This is a genomic window from Rodentibacter rarus, assembly GCF_001998965.1.
In the GTDB taxonomy this organism is placed as follows: Bacteria; Pseudomonadota; Gammaproteobacteria; order Enterobacterales; family Pasteurellaceae; genus Rodentibacter; species Rodentibacter rarus.
On sequence record NZ_MLHJ01000026.1, the window covers coordinates 1 to 17026 of the forward strand.

The window sequence follows — 17026 nt, forward strand, 5'->3', positions numbered from 1 at the left end:
TGCACAATGTTGCTTTTTGTTATCTTGTAGGGACACACTGCGTGTGTCCGAATTTTAACATATTGAAATAATTGATTTTTATAACGGACACACGCAGTGTGTCCCTACGTTCAGTTAAAATTTCTGTTTTTGTGCATTTACTACATAATACCGAGTGTTATGACCGCACCTTGCTCGTTATCACCACTTATTTTTCTTAGAAAAAGGCTTTCACGGCCTTTTTTCTGATTTATCCTCCAATTGATACAATCGGTTTTTATATAAATAACTTCCAAGCAATGCATATGCCAAAGCCTCTTTTTTCATTTCTTCCGGTACGGTTTTTTCTGTGAGGGTTGCTTTGGTTTTATCGTAATAATAGCCCTGAGCCGCTTTATTCGGCATTTGGATCACCACATCACCGTTACTTTTCATTAAGGCTTGTGTTTGATCAAATTGCATAATGGCACGATCAGGATCAACATTTTTCGTTAAATCAAACCCGATCATCGGGTAATTTCCCTGTCCGCCAGCCAAAGAAAGCAAAGTTGTCGGAATATCAATTTGGCTCACCAAACGGCTATCACGGCGTGGCTCAATGCCCTCCCCTAAGATTAATGCCGGAATATGAAAATGCTTAATTGGCATTAATTGCGCACCGGCAACCCGAGAGTCATGATCGGCAATCACCAAGAAAATGGTGTCTTTCCAATAATTCGATTTTTTCGCTAATTCAAAAAAATGTCCAATCGCATAATCGGCATATTTCGCTGTATTATTTCTCGTGGCTTTCGGTTGTTCGTAGAGTTCAATTTTGCCGTCCGGAAATTCAAAAGGATCGTGATGACTTGAGCTAAACACAAGGCTGAAAAAAGGTTTTCCTTCATCCTGTAATTTGCTGAAGGTTTCATGGGCTTTGTCAAATAAATCTTCGTCACTCACGCCCCAAGTGGCGGTAAATTTGGGATTGTTATAATCCTGTTGATCAATAATGGTTTTAAACCCATTGCCATAGAAGAAACTCGCCATATTATCAAAGTGCTTTTCACCACCATAAATGAAGGAGGTGTCATAGCCTTGTTTGGCAAGAAAATCGGCAATAGTAAAAAAATCACTTTGTGCATTATTTAATTTCACCACAGCACGTGCCGGGGTGGGCGTAAAACCGGTTGTGACGGCTTCAATTCCCCGCACAGAGCGAGTGCCTGTGGCATAGAGATTTTCAAAAAACCCCCCCTCTTTGGCGAGTTTATCGATATTCGGTGAAAGGGGTTTGCCACCTAAAGCACCGATAAATTGTGCACCAAGACTTTCTTGTAACAGGATCACAATATTTTTAGGCTTTCCTTGATAGGTGGCGATATTTTGAGTGAGGGTAGGAAATTTATCGGAAATATAATCACTCTCCGGTCTGCCTCGGACAGCTTTGATAATACGCAACATCTCATCGGTATCCATTTTGCCGTACACCGCTGAGGAATTTTCTTCATCTTTAAATTGTTGTGCGGCATAAAGCACCGAATAACCGGAATTTAAGACCAAAGAATTGACTAAGGCATCGGAAGAAAACGCCACCATTGCCGGGTTTATTCCACGATGTTGCAAGGTTGAACGAGCCCCCAAGAAACTGACAGCGATAACCAATAATGCCACCACCGGACGCCATTTCCAACTCATCGGGCGTAAATCCTTCACTGCCCAACCGGAAATTTTCCAGTAAATCACTGTGGCTAAAACGGTAAAAACAAGACCAAAAATGACCGCACTTTGATGTCCTTCCATGAGCATGGTAAAGACTTCTTTCGGATAAATAAGGTATTCAATGAATAAACGGTTCGGGCGGAAATCGTAGGTTTCAATAAAAGCGGGGGTGGCAATCTCCATAAAAAGAATAAACACGCTACCGAGCGTTAGCCAAGCTCGCAGGATTTTTTTCCAAAGCTCACTGGAGTGAAACAATACCGTGAGCAACGCAGGCACACCAAATAAGTAGCATAGTGCGACCACATCAATGCGTATCCCTTGCACAAATAGCGCCACCCAACCCTCAACCGCAGAAACACGGTCAGCTTGCCAGAGGGCTAATCCCAAACGGGATAAAGAAAAAATAAAAAGATTGATCAACACAAAAAGGAAGATCGGAAATAAAGGGGAACGTTGAGGTTTCATAAAGTTCTCTTTTTTGTATGTGATGGAATTTTCCCCATTTAAGGGGTATTTTCACCGCCGTTTAGCTCAACGAAGACGTAATAATCGTTGCTCGGCGGTTTTTCTCACCTCATTGGAAATATCTTGTGAAATCAGCACTTCACGATACATTAATGAAGCGAGGGATTTATTGACCTTGGTGCCGATGCCTTCTTCATAGAAGATCCCTAAACGCAATTTAGCGATAGGATTATCCAAATCCACCGCTTTTTTCACCCATTCAAAGGCTTTGATTTCATTTTTTTGATTAAGGTAAATTTCAGAGAGCATCATCATGGCATCTAAATCTCTCGATTTCGCCGTGGTTTCAAATAATTTAATCGCTTGAGGAATATCTTTTTTAACATAGCCCCCTTGATAATACATCATGGCTAAATTATTAATGGCACGAATACTGCCTCGCTCTGCTGCTTCACTAAACCACCAATAGGCTTTTTCTTGATCCTTCTGTACACCACGTCCCAGGTTATACAACATACCCAAATTGCTTTGTGCCATCACATTTCCCTCAAGGGCTAGGGGCTGCATAATATTAAAGACGGATTTCCAATCCTGCTTATTGGCAAAATCCTGTGCCATATCCAGACGTTGTTGATCGGTCAATTTTTCCATAGGGTTTGTCTTTTCCCCTTGAGAAAAGGTTGAAAACGAGAAAAGTGCGGTCAAAATAAGAAATGATTTTTTCATGGTATTTATCCTACTATCTGTAAACTATAACGTACCGAGCAAAAGAAAAATAAAAAAAATGGCGGTGATAACGAACTCCATTAGACCGACTTGTTTAACAGAAAGTTTCTTTCTCGGCAAATAAATCGCACGGATCCACCCCACGCCAAATGCCAACATCAAATAACCTTGTTCGATGACTGCAAAATAAGCCACAAGGACAGTATGAAAGAAGATGGAAACCCTCCAATAACGGGGATTTTTCCTCTCCCGCATCATAGATTTGACATAAAGTGTGGTGCCAATAAAAAATAGCGTAGGATAAGTCGCAACCCACCCCATTTGGGCATCAAAAGTGCGGTCAGAAAAATAATAAGATCCCATACCGGCAAGGGCAAAAATCGCAATGCCGGCAAAGTCGTTCAACAAATGGCGTTCGTTTTTTTGTTTGATGTAATAAATATTGATACCGACAAAAGGCAACATCGCCGCCCCGAAATAAAGTATTTTTCCGTTATAAAACAAGGCAGGGAGAGCAAAAAGAAAAGTTGCTATGGCATAAATCATTGCCCACTTTCGATATAGTGGATTATTTTTATCTTTAAACAAACTCAAGAAAGGATAAGACATTAAATAAAGTGCGCACCAAGCCAAAAATAAAAAGCTATGTGCCCACACAGGATGCGCCAACAACATCCCATAAAGAAAAGGTAACAATGCCATAACCATGGCACCGTGCTGATGAGAAATAAATAATTTCATAGTGATTTTAGCTGAAAATAATTATCGGGAATTCTACGCTGTTTACATAAGATTTACAAAAACCACGCAGCCCTTTAGAATGCAAAAAATCCCAAACCGAAGGAAATAGAAGGAAATAATAATGACCATTCAACGTATCCGACCAAGTTCACGTTTTTGTGAAGTTTCGATTCATAACGGTGTGGCTTATTTTGCTGGACAAGTTCCGGAAACCACCGTAGAAAAAAATGCTTACGAACAAACCAAGGAAGTGCTTTCACTCATCGATCAATTGCTGGTGGAAATCGGTTCTCATAAAAGCCATATTCTTAATGCCCAAGTGTTTCTTGCGGATATGCAAGACTATGCACAATTCAATCAAGCTTGGGATGAGTGGGTTGATGTTGAAAATCCGCCAAGCCGAGCCACGGTGGAAGCCAAACTTGCCATATCAGCGTGGAAGGTAGAAATAGTCATCACTGCGGCGGTTTAATCGTGAATTTGTGATCCATTGCAAAGAAATTTTTTTTCATTTGTTTTACAATCCAAACATTCTCACACAGTAAAAGGAGTAAATTATGCAAACTTGGACAACTGAAATGTGGCAAGCCGCCGGTATTGGGCTTATTGCCGGCGTGATTATCGGCTACTTGATTTTACGTTTAACCAAGGCTTCCGTTAAACAACAAGTGAAAACGGAAACAGAGCTTAAAAGCGTAAAAGCCCAACTTGATAATCAAAATGAACAATTGGAAAAACACTTTGCTGAAAGCGCAGAATTGTTTAAAACCCTCATTGGCGACTATCAAAAACTCTATCGTCACTATGCCCAATCTTCCGATACCTTATTAGGAAAAAAACCAAGGGGCTTATTCACTCAGCAATTAATCACAGCTACGGATAAACCACAAGAGGAGCCGCCACGGGATTATTCTGAAGGCTCATCGGGTTTATTTAAGCCGAATGAAGAAAAGAATCAATAAATCGCATTCAGTCACCATCGTACAAAAATTTAATCTCTTAATTGCCCATAAATTTATGGGCAATTGCATTTTTCATCACATTGATACAATCTGATTATTGACTATATTCAATGATGATATCCATCCTTGTTTAGGATTGCAGAATACCGTGGATTTTTTTGGGGAAAACAATGCACGAACTATCACTTTGCCAAAATATACTGGAAATTGTGGAACAACAATGCCAAACGCATAATATCAACAAAGTAACCGATCTTTGGTTAGAAATTGGCACGCTTTCTTGTGTAGAACCCGATGCCCTTAAATTTTGTTTTGATATGGCTTGCCAAAACACCCCGGCTGAAGGCTGTAAATTGCATCTCATCCCAATTGCAGCAAAAGCCTGGTGTTGGCAATGTGAAACGGTGGTAGAAATCCAAACTCATCACGATGTTTGCCCTCAATGTGCGAGCACAAATTTGCAGCGGCAAACCGGTGATGAGCTCAGAATTAAAGAAATGGCATTTGAATAAAATATAGCGTTTCCTTTTTTGGTTAAATCACTAAAAAACGCTTATTTTTCATTGAGTTATGAGAAGACATTCCCACTTTACTTGATTAAATATCAACAAATTCTTGGCAAAGGCTCGTTTGTTGGTAAATCCAATAATCGACTCTGCCCAAAAATCCCGGTGATGCGTACTTTTCTATCCCCTGTCATCTCACCAATCACGGCGGCATTTTCGCCAAGGGGATGCGCTCGAAGTGCGGTCAAAATTTCCGATGTTTTTTCAGCGGCAGCAACAATCACTAATTTTCCTTCATTCGCAAAATTTAAGGCATCCAAACCAAGTAGTTCACAGATACCGCGCACTTCTTGGCGAATAGGTAAGGCTTGCTCATCAATCGTTACCCCTAGTTGTTGAGCCTGAGCAAATTCGTGTAGCACTGCATTCACGCCGCCACGAGTGGCATCACGCACAGCTTTTACGCCGTCCAATTCACGCAAACGCGCGATCAAGGGATAAAGCACGGCACAATCACTTTTCAGAGCCGTTTGAATCCCTAAGTTTTCACGTAAATTAAGCATAGTTGCTCCATGATCGCCAATGGTGCCACTCACAATGATCTTATCACCGGATTGGATTTGATGAATCCCCCAATCAATCCCTTTAGGTATCACACCAAGCCCACTGGTATTAATGAAAATTTTATCTACCGCCCCTTTTTGTACGATTTTCGTATCGCCTGTTACGATTTGGATCCCGGCTTCATGCGCAGTTTGTGCCATTGATTGAATAATCTGTTTTAATTCTGCCAAGGGTAAGCCTTCCTCTAAAATAAATCCGCAAGAAAGGTATTGAGGTATCGCCCCACATACGGCGACATCATTCGCCGTGCCGCAAACTGCCAATTTACCAATATCCCCCCCCGGGAAAAAAATGGGATCGATCACAAAACTATCGGTACTGAAAGATAACATTTCGCCTTGTTGTGCAAGAAAATCCAATGGAATCCGTGCTTGATCTTCTCCTTGCGCTAAAATGGAGTTCGCAAAGGCTTCTACGAAATAATCTTGGATAAGTTGCTGCATTGCAAAACCGCCATTGCCGTGCGCCATAGTAATAAATTTACTCATATATTATTCTCTACGATATTGATAATAAGCGGCACACGCCCCTTCAGAAGAGACCATCAATGCCCCATAAGCATTATCAGGATGACAGCCTGTTCCAAATAATGGACAATCAGAAGGTTTGCACCGTCCAATCAATACGTCTCCGCAACGGGAATTGGGATCATCCGCCACTTTTTGTGTTTGGCTTTGGAAGTGAATTTCTGCATCAAACTGTCGATAATCCGCCGTTAATTCCACGCCGGATTGTTCAATTTCACCTAACCCACGCCATTCGCTACTTGATTTCAATTGAAAAACATCCCGCATTGCATTTTGTGCCAAAAGGTTACCCTGATTCTCTACAATACGTTTGTACTGATTTTCAATTTCGCAACGTCCCTCTACAAATTGCTGAACGAGCATCACGATTGCCTGCAAAATATCCAGGGGTTCAAACCCTGTAACCACAAAGGGTTTACGATATTTATCAACAATACTTTGATAGGGTTTGCAACCAATCACCATACTCACGTGACCGGGCGCAATAAAACCGTCAATTTTTACCTGATCCTGAGCCAATAAACTATGCAATGTTGGAATAATGGTGATGTTTTGACAAACAATCCAAAAATTTTTTGTTCCGAGCTTTTTTGCCTGCTGAAGGGTGATTGCCGTGCTTGGCATTGTGGTTTCAAAACCGAGGGAAAAAAATACGACTGATTTATCGGGATGACGCTGTGCAATATTTAGCGCATCCAACGGAGAATACACAATGCGCACATCAGCGCCCCTTGATTTAGCCTCCAGTAATGAGCCTTTCCGCCCTCTTACCCGCATTGCATCACCAAATGTACAGAAAATCACATTCGGTTTGAGGGCAATTTCAATACACACATCAATCCGCCCCATAGGTAATACGCATACCGGACAGCCGGGACCGTGAATAAATTCAATGCTTTTCGGCAACAAACGATCAAGGCCAAATTTAAAGATAGTATGGGTATGCCCACCGCACACTTCCATTAAATACAAGGGATTTTCCTCACTAAAGTGCGGTAATTTTTCCATCCATTTTTCAAGTTGTTTCACTAAACTGCGAGCAAGCTCGGGATGGCGAAATTCATCGACAAATTTCATTATCGGATCCTTATTCACTTTGTTGCGCTAACCACGCCAACCATTCATCCACCCCCTGCCCTGTCGTTGCAGAAAGCTGAATAATTTTAATGTTGGGATTCACACGTTTTGCATTGGCAATACATTGGGCAACATCAAATGTTAAATAAGGCAATAAATCGACTTTGTTTAAGATCATCAGACTAGAGGCGGCAAACATATGGGGATATTTCAAAGGTTTATCTTCCCCTTCCGTGACAGATAAAATCACCACTTTTGCTTTTTCACCAAGGTCGAATTCTGACGGGCAAACCAGATTTCCCACGTTTTCAATAAACATAATACTATTTGATTGCGGACGTAATTTTACTATCGCCTCACCAACCATTTGCGCTTCAAGATGACATCCTTTACCTGTATTGACCTGAATGGCGGGTACGCCGGTGGCACGAATGCGATCCGCATCATTTTCCGTCTGTTGATCCCCTTCAATCACATAACAAGTGCGGTCATTTTTGAGTGCGTTTAACGTGGATACCAATAATGTGGTTTTACCGGAACCGGGGCTTGAGACTAAATTTAATGCCAAAATATGTTGTTTAGCAAAAAACGTTCGATTTTGATTGGCAAATTGATTATTTTTGCCTAGCACATCTTGCTCAATTTTTAACAAGCGTTTCTGTGTATCATCAATTTCGACCGGTTGATTGAAATGAAAGGTGGAATGAGAAAAATTCGGTGTGCCCTGCTCATTATGCTCTTGTGTTGAATGCGAATGAGGCAATTCGCCAATACGAACTTGTTCGGGATGTCCACAGCCACAGGTTGTACACATAGATCCTCCATTGTTGTGGATGCTGAAAATAATTCAACAAATTTTTAACAAGCATAACATAATTTAAATTTGTTTCTTTGACGAGGATCACAAACTGATAATTTCATCGACTAATTCAATTAAAGCATAGTAGGAATTTAAAATATCAAGCAAAAAATAAACCGTATTTAATTCATCATCAAATACGGTTTTATCGGTCTCTGGATCGCTAAATAATAGCGCAATTTTGACCGCACTTGGCATAGTCCAAAATTAGAATTCGTAACGGAGCCCTACTTTTGCGCCATATTGGTTCACTTTAACATCGTTAAATTTACCTAAACGGTTATACTCAATGCCACCATTTACTGCCCAGTTTGGTGCAAAGTTGTAAGATACGCCGGCTAACACACCATAGCCAAACTTATGCTCTTTTAAAGAATTTGATTCACTATAACTATCTGTTCCATTTGTCGCATAAAAATGTCTATCGAACTTAAAGGTGTTATAGGATAAACGAGCACCGATATAAGGGACGATTGGTGAATTAAGATCAATATCATAAATTGCTGAAAAACCGAAAGAATTAAGTTTTAACTCCGATTTTTCCGGTCCGGTTAAGTGAATATGAGCGCCTGTTAAATCAGCCCCATCATAACTACTTAATTCTGAATGGCTAGACTTACCATAATAGGTGTAATCTAAAGCAAAACGAGTATTAGACAATTTATAACCGACAGTTAAACTTGGGGTAAATTTATTTTTACTAAAGTTGGTATCGTCACCTGACGATTTAATTTTTGAATAGCCCAAATCTCCTTGAACATACCAGTTTGCATTTGCGGTTGAAACAACGGCTAATGCACCGATAGCTAATGCTAATAATGATTTCTTCATGGGATAGCTCCTATGTTATTGTGAGTAAAAAATCAGCTGGAGTGTAACATAATCTAAATTAGTTATCACCCATAAATACTAATTTCCCTTTACATTTCCGACATAAATATTCCACATCTTCTTTTAAAATTCGATGATGGCGTCGAATACTTAAAGCATGGGTTTGACACGCACAGCGATATTCAAAGGTTTTCCCTTGAACATTTTTCACATCAAATTGGTGGCAGGTGTCTGCCGGTAAATGAAAAACCTCATTCATCACCCCCTGCCATTCTTTGCCATGGGGCTTCACTCGTCCGAATACCTGATACACAATTAAATGCGCTAATTCATGGGGCACCACTTGATGAATAAATTCCTGCGTATTTTCAAGCAATAAAGTGCGGTTAAATTGGATTTCGTTTTTTTGTAAATACGCGACCCCGGCTTTCACCCCTCGCAAATCATAATTGACTATCGGCATTAGAAATTCACGTTTAAAATACTGTTCCGCAAGACGTAAACACTCGACAAGTTTACGCTGAACCTGCATTTTTAAATGACGGAATTGAGTGTGTGATGAAAGCATAAAACTGAAAAAATAAAAACCGCCAAAGATAGCGGTTTTAGTCATTTATAATAGGATTATTTCAACCCTGCCGCCGCACGCAATTCTTCTGCACGATCTACTTTTTCCCATGGGAATTGCTCACGGCCGAAATGGCCATAAGCCGCTGTTTCACGATAAATCGGTTTAATCAAATCAAGCATCTTAATTAAACCATAGGGGCGTAAATCAAAGAATTCACGCACTAATGCCACCAACAATTCATTGGCCACTTTACCCGTACCAAAGGTTTCCACCATAATGGAAGTGGGTTCTGCTACGCCAATGGCATAAGAAAGTTGAATTTCACAGCGATCTGCTAAACCGGCAGCCACGATATTTTTCGCCACATAACGTGCGGCATAAGCGGCTGAACGGTCCACTTTTGACGGGTCTTTACCGGAAAATGCCCCACCACCATGGCGTGCTGCGCCACCATAAGTATCCACAATGATTTTACGACCGGTTAGCCCACAATCGCCCATTGGCCCGCCAATTACAAAACGCCCCGTTGGGTTGATGAAAAATTTGGTGTCTTTTGCAAGCCATTCACTTGGTAATACCGGTTTGATGATTTCTTCCATCACCCCTTCGTGAAGATCTTTTTGATTAATTTCTTCTGAATGTTGAGTAGAAAGCACCACCGCATCCACACCGACAATTTTGTTATTTTCGTATTTTAGCGTTACCTGGCTTTTCGCATCGGGACGCAACCAAGCTAATTTACCGCTTTTACGCACTTCTGCTTGTTTTTGCATGAGGCGATGCGCATAAGTAATGGCGGCAGGCATGAATACCTCTGTTTCATTGGTGGCATAACCGAACATAATCCCTTGGTCGCCCGCCCCTTGATCTAAAGGATTTTCACGATCCACGCCTTGATTAATATCTGCAGACTGCTTACCAATGGCATTTAACACAGCACAAGAATGGCCGTCAAAGCCCATATCGGAATGTTCATAACCAATATCACAAATGACTTTGCGGGTGAGATTTTCGATATCCACCCACGCCGATGTGGTGATTTCACCGCCCACTAATGCCATACCGGTTTTCACATAGGTTTCACAGGCTACACGGGCTTTGGGATCTTGTTTTAAAATTTCATCAAGGACCGCATCAGAAATCTGATCGGCAATTTTATCCGGATGTCCTTCAGACACGGATTCCGAGGTAAATAAATAACTAGACATAATTTCTCTCTTTTCGATTTAGAAGTATTGACGTATAGACGGCTATAATACGAATTTTATTTGAAGAATCAAGCCCTAATATGGGGTAATATTTAACCAATTTCGCAAAATTTGCTCACCATATTCCGACATATAAGATTCCGGATGAAACTGGACACCATAAATCGGTAAAGATTTATGTTGCATTGCCATCACCACATTTTCATCACAAACGGCGGTGATCGCTAATTCTTCGGGAAAATGTTCAGCCTGCACAGCCCAAGAATGGTATAACCCAATATCAAATTCCATGGGTAATCCTAAAAACAACGGTGAATTTGACCGCACTTTTAACGCCCGCTTTTGCCCATGGCGAACTTGTTCGAGGTTATAAAGCTTGCCACCAAAAAACTCACACAAAGTTTGATGCCCTAAACATACGCCAAGTATGGATTTTTGCTGGTGATACCGCTCCAACATCGCAAAAAGTTGAGGATAAGCCCTCGGCACATCGGGCCCCGGTGAAATTAAAATATGACTATAAGGTTCAGGCGTGTTTTCTTGTAGCGTTTCCACATTTCGCACATCAAAAACCACACCAAGGCGGCGAACCAGCTCCACTAAATTGAAAGTGAAGGAATCGTGATTATCAATAATGAGTAATTTCATAACTGCTCGGCTTTCGTTATAATCGGGCAATTTTACGCTAAATTAGAAATAGCACAATGCAACATTTTATCCAACAAGCCAATCAGTATGGGGCAAAATCCCTCCCCTTCTTTTTTTTGATTGACTTTGAACAGCAAAAGCCCTTAATTTTTCCTTTAGAAGAAGTCGCAAACCAAGGCATTTATTTTAATCTTCAAGGCAAAACCAACTATCTCGGTAAAGCCCAACAAGCCATTTCTATTGAAAAACATCCTCCTGCTTTTGCCCAATATCAGCAACGTTTTGATGTGGTACAACAACAATTACAACAGGGAAACTCCTATTTATTAAATTTAACCTATCCCACTGAAATTACAGGAAATATTGATTTTGAATCGCTTTTTTATCAAGCGGATGCCCCTTATAAATTATGGTTAAAAAATCAATTTGTTTGCTTTTCACCGGAATGCTTTATCCATATTCAAGGCAATAAAATTTTCACTTATCCTATGAAAGGTACCATCAATGCGGCTTTACCTGATGCGGAAAACCGGCTGTTAAATGATGAAAAAGAACAACGTGAGCACTACACTATTGTGGATTTAATGCGTAACGATTTAGCCATGGTGGCAAGCAATATTCAGGTAACCACATTCCGTTATGTAGACCGCATTGCCACGCAAAAAGGCGAAATTTTGCAGACAAGTTCGGAGATCTGTGGTGAATTAGACAAAAACTGGCAACAACATATTGGTGATTTGCTTGCTACATTATTGCCGGCCGGATCGATTAGCGGCGCTCCCAAAGAAAAAACCGTACAAATTATTCAACAAGCAGAATGCCAACCACGAGGTTATTACACCGGTATTTTTGGTCTTTTTGATGGTAAGAACCTACAAAGTGCCGTTGCGATTCGCTTTATCTCTCAGGTGGACGACAAATATTATTTTCACAGCGGGGGCGGCATTACCATTCAAAGCCGTGTGGAAGATGAATATCAAGAATTGCTCGAAAAAGTTTACTTACCGATTAAGGGGAAAAATTAATGTTTCCCCTATTTGAAACCCTTGCCATTGAACAGGGCAACATTCTCAACATTGAATATCATCAAGCCCGTTATGAACGAAGCTTGCGACAATTCTATGGCAAAAGTGCGGTCAAAATTTTCAATCTTTTTGAGCGAATCCAACTGCCGTCTCACTTACAAAATCAATTGGTGCGTTGTCGTATTGATTACAATGCGGAAAGCACACAAATTCAGTATTTTGAATATCAGCGAAAAACCTACCGCACTTTTCAGCCCATTGTTTGTGATGAAATTGATTACAGTCTGAAATATGCCAATCGGGATTTGCTCAATTCCCTTTTCGCCCAACGGGGAAATTGCGATGAGATTATGATTATTAAACAGGGGAAAGTAACGGATTGTTCCATCGGCAATCTCATTTTTCGTCAAGGCAATCAATGGCTCACGCCCGATACGCCGTTATTAGCCGGCACACAACGGGAAAAATTACTGCAGGAAGGCAAAATTAGAGAAGCCACAATTTATGCACAGGACATTGAAAAATTTAATGAAATAAGGATCATTAATGCGATGAATGGGTTGTCAGCTATTTTATATCCATAGAGTGTATCATTCCCCCAATGTAAGAAATATTTTTTATTCATGAAACAATATTTCACAACCCTCGATTGCTATTTTAATTCCCCCAAAGCTTGTAAGATAATCGCTTTAGACGCTTGAATCGCAAGAAATGAGAGGATAAAAGCAACAACTAAATCAGGGTATTTGGATTGTGTAAAATAAACCACTACACCTGCCAAAATAACCACCAGATTCCCCATTGCATCATTTCTTGTACAAAGCCAAACACCACGCATATTACTATCTCCTTCTCGGAAACGGTAGAGAACCCACATCGCAACAAGGTTAGTCAATAATGCAAGAGAGCCAACAATACTCATTTGACTATAGTGAGGAATTTCGCCATAGAACCAACGGTATATCGTAGTAAAAAGAATGAACATACCGAATCCCCCCATTGTTACCCCTTTTACTAGAGAGGCTTTGGCACGATGAATCAACGCCATAGGTAGAACATATAGACTGATTAAATAATTGGCGCTATCTCCAAAAAAATCTAAGCTATCAGATAATAATGACGTTGATCTTGATGTTATACTTATGAGAATTTCCACAAAAAACATTGCGAAATTTAGCCCAAAGGCAATCCATAGAGCTTTACGGTATTCTGAAGAGATGTGAACAGGTGTTGAATGACAACAGTTTGAGCATGACATAGTAATCTCCGTGAATTTAGAATTATCTAGCGTAGTTTTTCTCAGTAACCAACCAACAATTATGAATTTGTTTGTTGCGTTCAAAATCCAGAGGTAAAGTTTTGTGGGAAATTTCCACTGCACTTAGCCCCAATGCCTCCAGCCCGGCAAAATCCATTTTGAAGCCCCGTTTATTATTAGAGAAAACAACGGTGCCGCCTTGGCGTAAAATACGTTTTAAATTTGCCATTAATTTAATGTGATCACGCTGAACGTCCCAACTGGCTTCCATACGTTTTGAATTGGAAAACGTGGGCGGATCCACAAAAATTAAATCAAACTGGCGATCACATTTTTCCAACCATTGTAAACAATCCGCTTGGATTAGTTTGTGTTGTTTGCCTTCAAGATCATTCAAAATAAGATTTTGTTCCGCCCAGTTGAGGTAAGTGTTCGACATATCCACCGTAGTGGTCGATTTTGCCCCACCCAATGCAGCGTGAACGGTAGCAGAGCCCGTATAGGCAAACAAATTCAGGAAGTCTTTCCCTTTCGCTAACTCCCCCACCATTTTTCGGGTGAGGCGATGATCTAAAAATAGACCGGTGTCCAAATAATCCGTTAAATTGACCCAAAGTTGTGCACCGTATTCATTCACATAAAAATACTCGCCTTTATTGGCTAATTTTTCATATTGATTCGTCCCTTTTTGTTTTTGGCGGACTTTTAAAATCAGTTTGTTGGTTTCCACGCCGGTCACATTCAAAGTTGCCGTTACCGCATCCAACAAACGTTGGCGGGCTTTATTTTCATCAATATTTTTAGGGGCGGCATATTCTTGCACCACGATATGATCGGCATAACGATCCACCGCAAGGTTATATTCCGGCAAATCCGCATCATAAAGACGATAGGCATCTAACCCTTGCTGTTTCGCCCATTTTTCAATTTTCTTGATATTCTTTTGTAAACGATTGGCAAAATCCACCGCCACCTCTGAAGTGCGGTTAAATTCAAGGGAATTTTCCAGCGCACTTTCTTCGCTCATTCGAGCAGAAATCTGATAATTTTTCTGAACACAATCTAATGGCCCATTTTTCGCTTTGAATTGACGATTGGCCCGTATTCTCAAGCAATCCAGTAAAGTCGCCTCACTACTAAAAATGGAGGCATTCCAACCGCCAAAGGCTTTTTTCAAACGTTGTCCAAAGACGGAATAAAGGGCAATCAACGCCGGTGTTGTGCCTAAGCGTTCACCATAAGGCGGATTACAAATTACCGTACCGGTTTCATTCGGCGTTGGATTAATGAGTGCTGCCACATCACCTTGTTGCCATTTTATCAAATGTGCGACACCGGCATTTTTCGCATTGCGTTGGGCTTTTTTTAATACACGATGATCGAGGTCAAAGCCATAAAAGTGCGGTTGAATTTTGCCTTGTTTTTCTTCCGCCGCCAGAATGGCTTCATTTTTCACCTTTTCCCAAACAGTTTGATTGTGCCCTTTCCAAAAATCAAATCCCCAATGTAGCCGATGTAATTGAGGGGCGATATGAGCTTCCATTTGTGCTGCTTCAATAAGTAATGTACCTGAGCCACACATAGGATCCACCAACGGTGTCCCCACTTTCCAACCAGAACGCAACACTATCGCCGCTGCCAAGGTTTCACGCAAAGGTGCCTGACCGCTATCTTCACGATAACCCCGTAAATGTAATGCTTCCCCACTCAGATCAAGGGAAATCACGAATTCTTCACGATTCAAATAAGCATGAATACGCACATCCGGTTGCATTTTATCCACATTCGGGCGGGCTTTGCCTTGGCGTTCAAAGTAATCCACAATGCCGTCTTTCACTCGCATTGCGCCAAATTGAGTATGGCGAATTTCTCGGTTAGTGCCGTTAAAATCCACAAAAAAGGTGACCCGCTCATCAAAGTATGCAAGCCAATTAAAGGCTGAAACCGCCGCATAGAGATCTAAATCACTGTAAATTTTAGTTTCAATTAAAGGCAATAAAATGCGTGAGGCAAGGCGGGACCAAAGCAAGGTGCGATAAAGGGTTTCCTCATCGGCTTGAAAATGCACACCGCCCTGTACCACTTTGGTATCCACAGCGCCGAGCTCTGTCAGCTCAACTTTTAGCAGTTCTTCAAAGCCACGGGAGGTGGTGGCGAATAGTTGTTTCATTTGGGATCTCAAGAAAAAAATTTTGGCGATTATAGCATAAGTTTCCATTCAAATTAGGTGAGTATGGATTTCAGAAACAAAAAATGGCGGGTTTCCCCACCATCTATCAAAACATTACGATTATTTACCCAAGCACTGCGCATAACTGTCGGCCGTTGCTTGAAGGAAATTGGCATAGGAATTTATCCCTAGGGTTATCCCATCACCAAGGGGATCCAAACGCCCCACATTCACCGCCGAGCCTTTCGCCAAAGATTCAATCACTTTCGGGGTAAATTGCGGTTCCGCAAACAAACAGTTGACACGATGTTCAGCGATCTCTTCTTTGATATGGGCAAGGGTTTTCGCACCGGGTGCGACCAGTGGATTAATGGTGAAATAGCCGGTTTGTTTTAAGCCGTAAGCATCATTGAAATAACCGTAAGCATCGTGGAAAACAAAGAAACCTTTTTCTTTAAAAGGCGCAAGTTGGGCTTTGATTTTATCGTTTTGTTGCGCCAAAGTGCGGTTGAAATCCGCCAAGTTTTTCTCAATTACCGCTTTTTTAGACGGAAATTGCCCGATCAGTTTATCCGCCACCTGTTGTGCCACGATTTGACTTATTTTTGGCGAATACCAAATATGCCAGTTGGTGCCTAATCCTTCGTCATTATGATCGTGATGATGTTCATCCCCATCTTTGTGTTCGTGTTTATGATTATGTTTGTGATCGTGCTCGCTATCTTCATAAGAATGTTTATGATGGGCTTGAGTTAATAAGGGCTTAATTTCTTCAAGCTCGGCAATAGTCATCACTTTTTTGGGGTCAATTTGACTTATCGGTTTTTCTAAAAATGAATCAATGTCTTCACCCACCCATAATATTAAATCCGCTGATTTCACCTTTTGAATATCGGAGAGTTTTAAGCTGTAATCATGGGGAGATGCGCCCGCCGGAACAAGTATCTGCGTATCGGTTACGCCATTCGCAATGGCTGAAGCAATAAAACCAAGGGGTTTTACCGATGCCAATACATCCGCATTCGCTATCATAGGAAGGCTGAAAAGTGCGGTTGAAATGGCGCTTATTTTTACTCTTGTTTTCACTTTGTCTCCTCAATTATTAATAATGATTCTCAAATAGGTGTGAAAGCCTACACTTTTTA

At 41.0% G+C, this 17026-nt stretch carries 18 protein-coding genes and 1 pseudogene; 5 read left to right on the forward strand and 14 right to left on the reverse strand.

The genetic code is table 11. The features are described from left to right. Nucleotides 1-210: 210 nt before the first annotated feature. The 3 genes and pseudogenes from BKK50_RS03785 to BKK50_RS03795 form a co-directional block, all read right to left on the reverse strand. A complete protein-coding gene (locus BKK50_RS03785) occupies nucleotides 211-2148 on the reverse strand; it encodes an LTA synthase family protein (RefSeq protein ID WP_077415457.1) in 1938 nt (645 codons plus the stop codon). A gap of 207 nt (nucleotides 2149-2355) precedes the next feature. Continuing rightward, a pseudogene (locus tag BKK50_RS03790) lies at nucleotides 2356-2793 on the reverse strand (tetratricopeptide repeat protein); the annotation flags it as partial. A gap of 105 nt (nucleotides 2794-2898) precedes the next feature. After that, complete coding sequence (locus tag BKK50_RS03795) at nucleotides 2899-3615, reverse strand: YwiC-like family protein (protein ID WP_077415461.1); 717 nt, start codon at nucleotides 3613-3615, stop codon at nucleotides 2899-2901. 121 nt (nucleotides 3616-3736) lie between these two features. Here BKK50_RS03795 and BKK50_RS03800 point away from each other — a divergent pair, with 121 nt between their 5' ends. From BKK50_RS03800 to hypA, 3 genes are all read left to right on the forward strand, one after another. Next, on the forward strand, nucleotides 3737-4087 hold the full coding sequence (locus tag BKK50_RS03800) for a RidA family protein (protein ID WP_077415463.1): 351 nt from the start codon (nucleotides 3737-3739) through the stop codon (nucleotides 4085-4087). 85 nt (nucleotides 4088-4172) lie between these two features. Next, complete coding sequence (locus BKK50_RS03805) at nucleotides 4173-4577, forward strand: Z-ring associated ZapG family protein (protein WP_077415465.1); 405 nt, start codon at nucleotides 4173-4175, stop codon at nucleotides 4575-4577. Between the two features lie 170 nt (nucleotides 4578-4747). Then, entirely contained in the window at nucleotides 4748-5089 is a 342-nt protein-coding gene (gene hypA, locus BKK50_RS03810; RefSeq protein WP_077415467.1) for a hydrogenase maturation nickel metallochaperone HypA, read from the forward strand. A gap of 92 nt (nucleotides 5090-5181) precedes the next feature. Here the strand turns inward: hypA and hypE are convergent, their stop codons facing one another. The 8 genes from hypE to BKK50_RS03845 all read right to left on the reverse strand — a co-directional run bounded on the left by hypE (nucleotide 5182) and on the right by BKK50_RS03845 (nucleotide 11428). Next, on the reverse strand, nucleotides 5182-6195 hold the full coding sequence (gene hypE / locus BKK50_RS03815) for a hydrogenase expression/formation protein HypE (protein ID WP_077415470.1): 1014 nt from the start codon (nucleotides 6193-6195) through the stop codon (nucleotides 5182-5184). Between the two features lie 3 nt (nucleotides 6196-6198). After that, a complete protein-coding gene (hypD, locus tag BKK50_RS03820) occupies nucleotides 6199-7311 on the reverse strand; it encodes a hydrogenase formation protein HypD (RefSeq protein WP_077415472.1) in 1113 nt (370 codons plus the stop codon). 10 nt (nucleotides 7312-7321) lie between these two features. Continuing rightward, on the reverse strand, nucleotides 7322-8125 hold the full coding sequence (gene hypB / locus BKK50_RS03825; protein ID WP_077415474.1) for a hydrogenase nickel incorporation protein HypB: 804 nt from the start codon (nucleotides 8123-8125) through the stop codon (nucleotides 7322-7324). Nucleotides 8126-8212: 87 nt separating this feature from the next. Further along, a complete protein-coding gene (locus BKK50_RS12420; protein ID WP_158074652.1) occupies nucleotides 8213-8368 on the reverse strand; it encodes a hypothetical protein in 156 nt (51 codons plus the stop codon). A 9-nt stretch (nucleotides 8369-8377) separates the two neighbouring features. Further along, entirely contained in the window at nucleotides 8378-9001 is a 624-nt protein-coding gene (locus BKK50_RS03830) for an opacity family porin (protein WP_077415476.1), read from the reverse strand. 58 nt (nucleotides 9002-9059) lie between these two features. Next, complete coding sequence (locus tag BKK50_RS03835) at nucleotides 9060-9569, reverse strand: SprT family zinc-dependent metalloprotease (protein WP_077415525.1); 510 nt, start codon at nucleotides 9567-9569, stop codon at nucleotides 9060-9062. Between the two features lie 56 nt (nucleotides 9570-9625). Then, nucleotides 9626-10780: a methionine adenosyltransferase gene (metK, locus tag BKK50_RS03840; protein ID WP_077415478.1), complete on the reverse strand. Its 1155-nt coding sequence runs from the start codon at nucleotides 10778-10780 to the stop codon at nucleotides 9626-9628. A 75-nt stretch (nucleotides 10781-10855) separates the two neighbouring features. Continuing rightward, nucleotides 10856-11428, reverse strand: coding sequence for an anthranilate synthase component II (locus BKK50_RS03845; RefSeq protein ID WP_077415480.1), 573 nt, complete (start codon nucleotides 11426-11428; stop codon nucleotides 10856-10858). 41 nt (nucleotides 11429-11469) lie between these two features. On the opposite strand from BKK50_RS03845, the gene BKK50_RS03850 reads away from it, so the two are divergent. Next, nucleotides 11470-12453 (forward strand): aminodeoxychorismate synthase component I, encoded by a 984-nt coding sequence (locus BKK50_RS03850; protein WP_167366632.1) that lies wholly within the window; start codon nucleotides 11470-11472, stop codon nucleotides 12451-12453. Further along, the gene (locus BKK50_RS03855) at nucleotides 12453-13037 is read left to right on the forward strand and encodes an aminotransferase class IV family protein (RefSeq protein ID WP_077415484.1); all 585 of its coding nucleotides are present in this window, start codon (nucleotides 12453-12455) and stop codon (nucleotides 13035-13037) included. The genes BKK50_RS03850 and BKK50_RS03855 overlap by 1 nt, the downstream gene beginning before the upstream one ends. A gap of 68 nt (nucleotides 13038-13105) precedes the next feature. Here BKK50_RS03855 and BKK50_RS03860 read toward each other — a convergent pair whose 3' ends face one another. The 3 genes from BKK50_RS03860 to znuA all read right to left on the reverse strand — a co-directional run bounded on the left by BKK50_RS03860 (nucleotide 13106) and on the right by znuA (nucleotide 16967). Further along, nucleotides 13106-13711 carry a cation efflux transmembrane domain-containing protein gene (locus BKK50_RS03860; protein ID WP_077415486.1) on the reverse strand — a complete coding sequence of 202 codons (606 nt, stop codon included), beginning with the start codon at nucleotides 13709-13711 and terminating at the stop codon, nucleotides 13106-13108. Between the two features lie 22 nt (nucleotides 13712-13733). Then, a complete protein-coding gene (gene rlmKL / locus BKK50_RS03865) occupies nucleotides 13734-15881 on the reverse strand; it encodes a bifunctional 23S rRNA (guanine(2069)-N(7))-methyltransferase RlmK/23S rRNA (guanine(2445)-N(2))-methyltransferase RlmL (RefSeq protein ID WP_077415488.1) in 2148 nt (715 codons plus the stop codon). A 120-nt stretch (nucleotides 15882-16001) separates the two neighbouring features. Beyond that, on the reverse strand, nucleotides 16002-16967 hold the full coding sequence (gene znuA, locus BKK50_RS03870) for a zinc ABC transporter substrate-binding protein ZnuA (RefSeq protein ID WP_077415490.1): 966 nt from the start codon (nucleotides 16965-16967) through the stop codon (nucleotides 16002-16004). Nucleotides 16968-17026 lie beyond the last annotated feature (59 nt).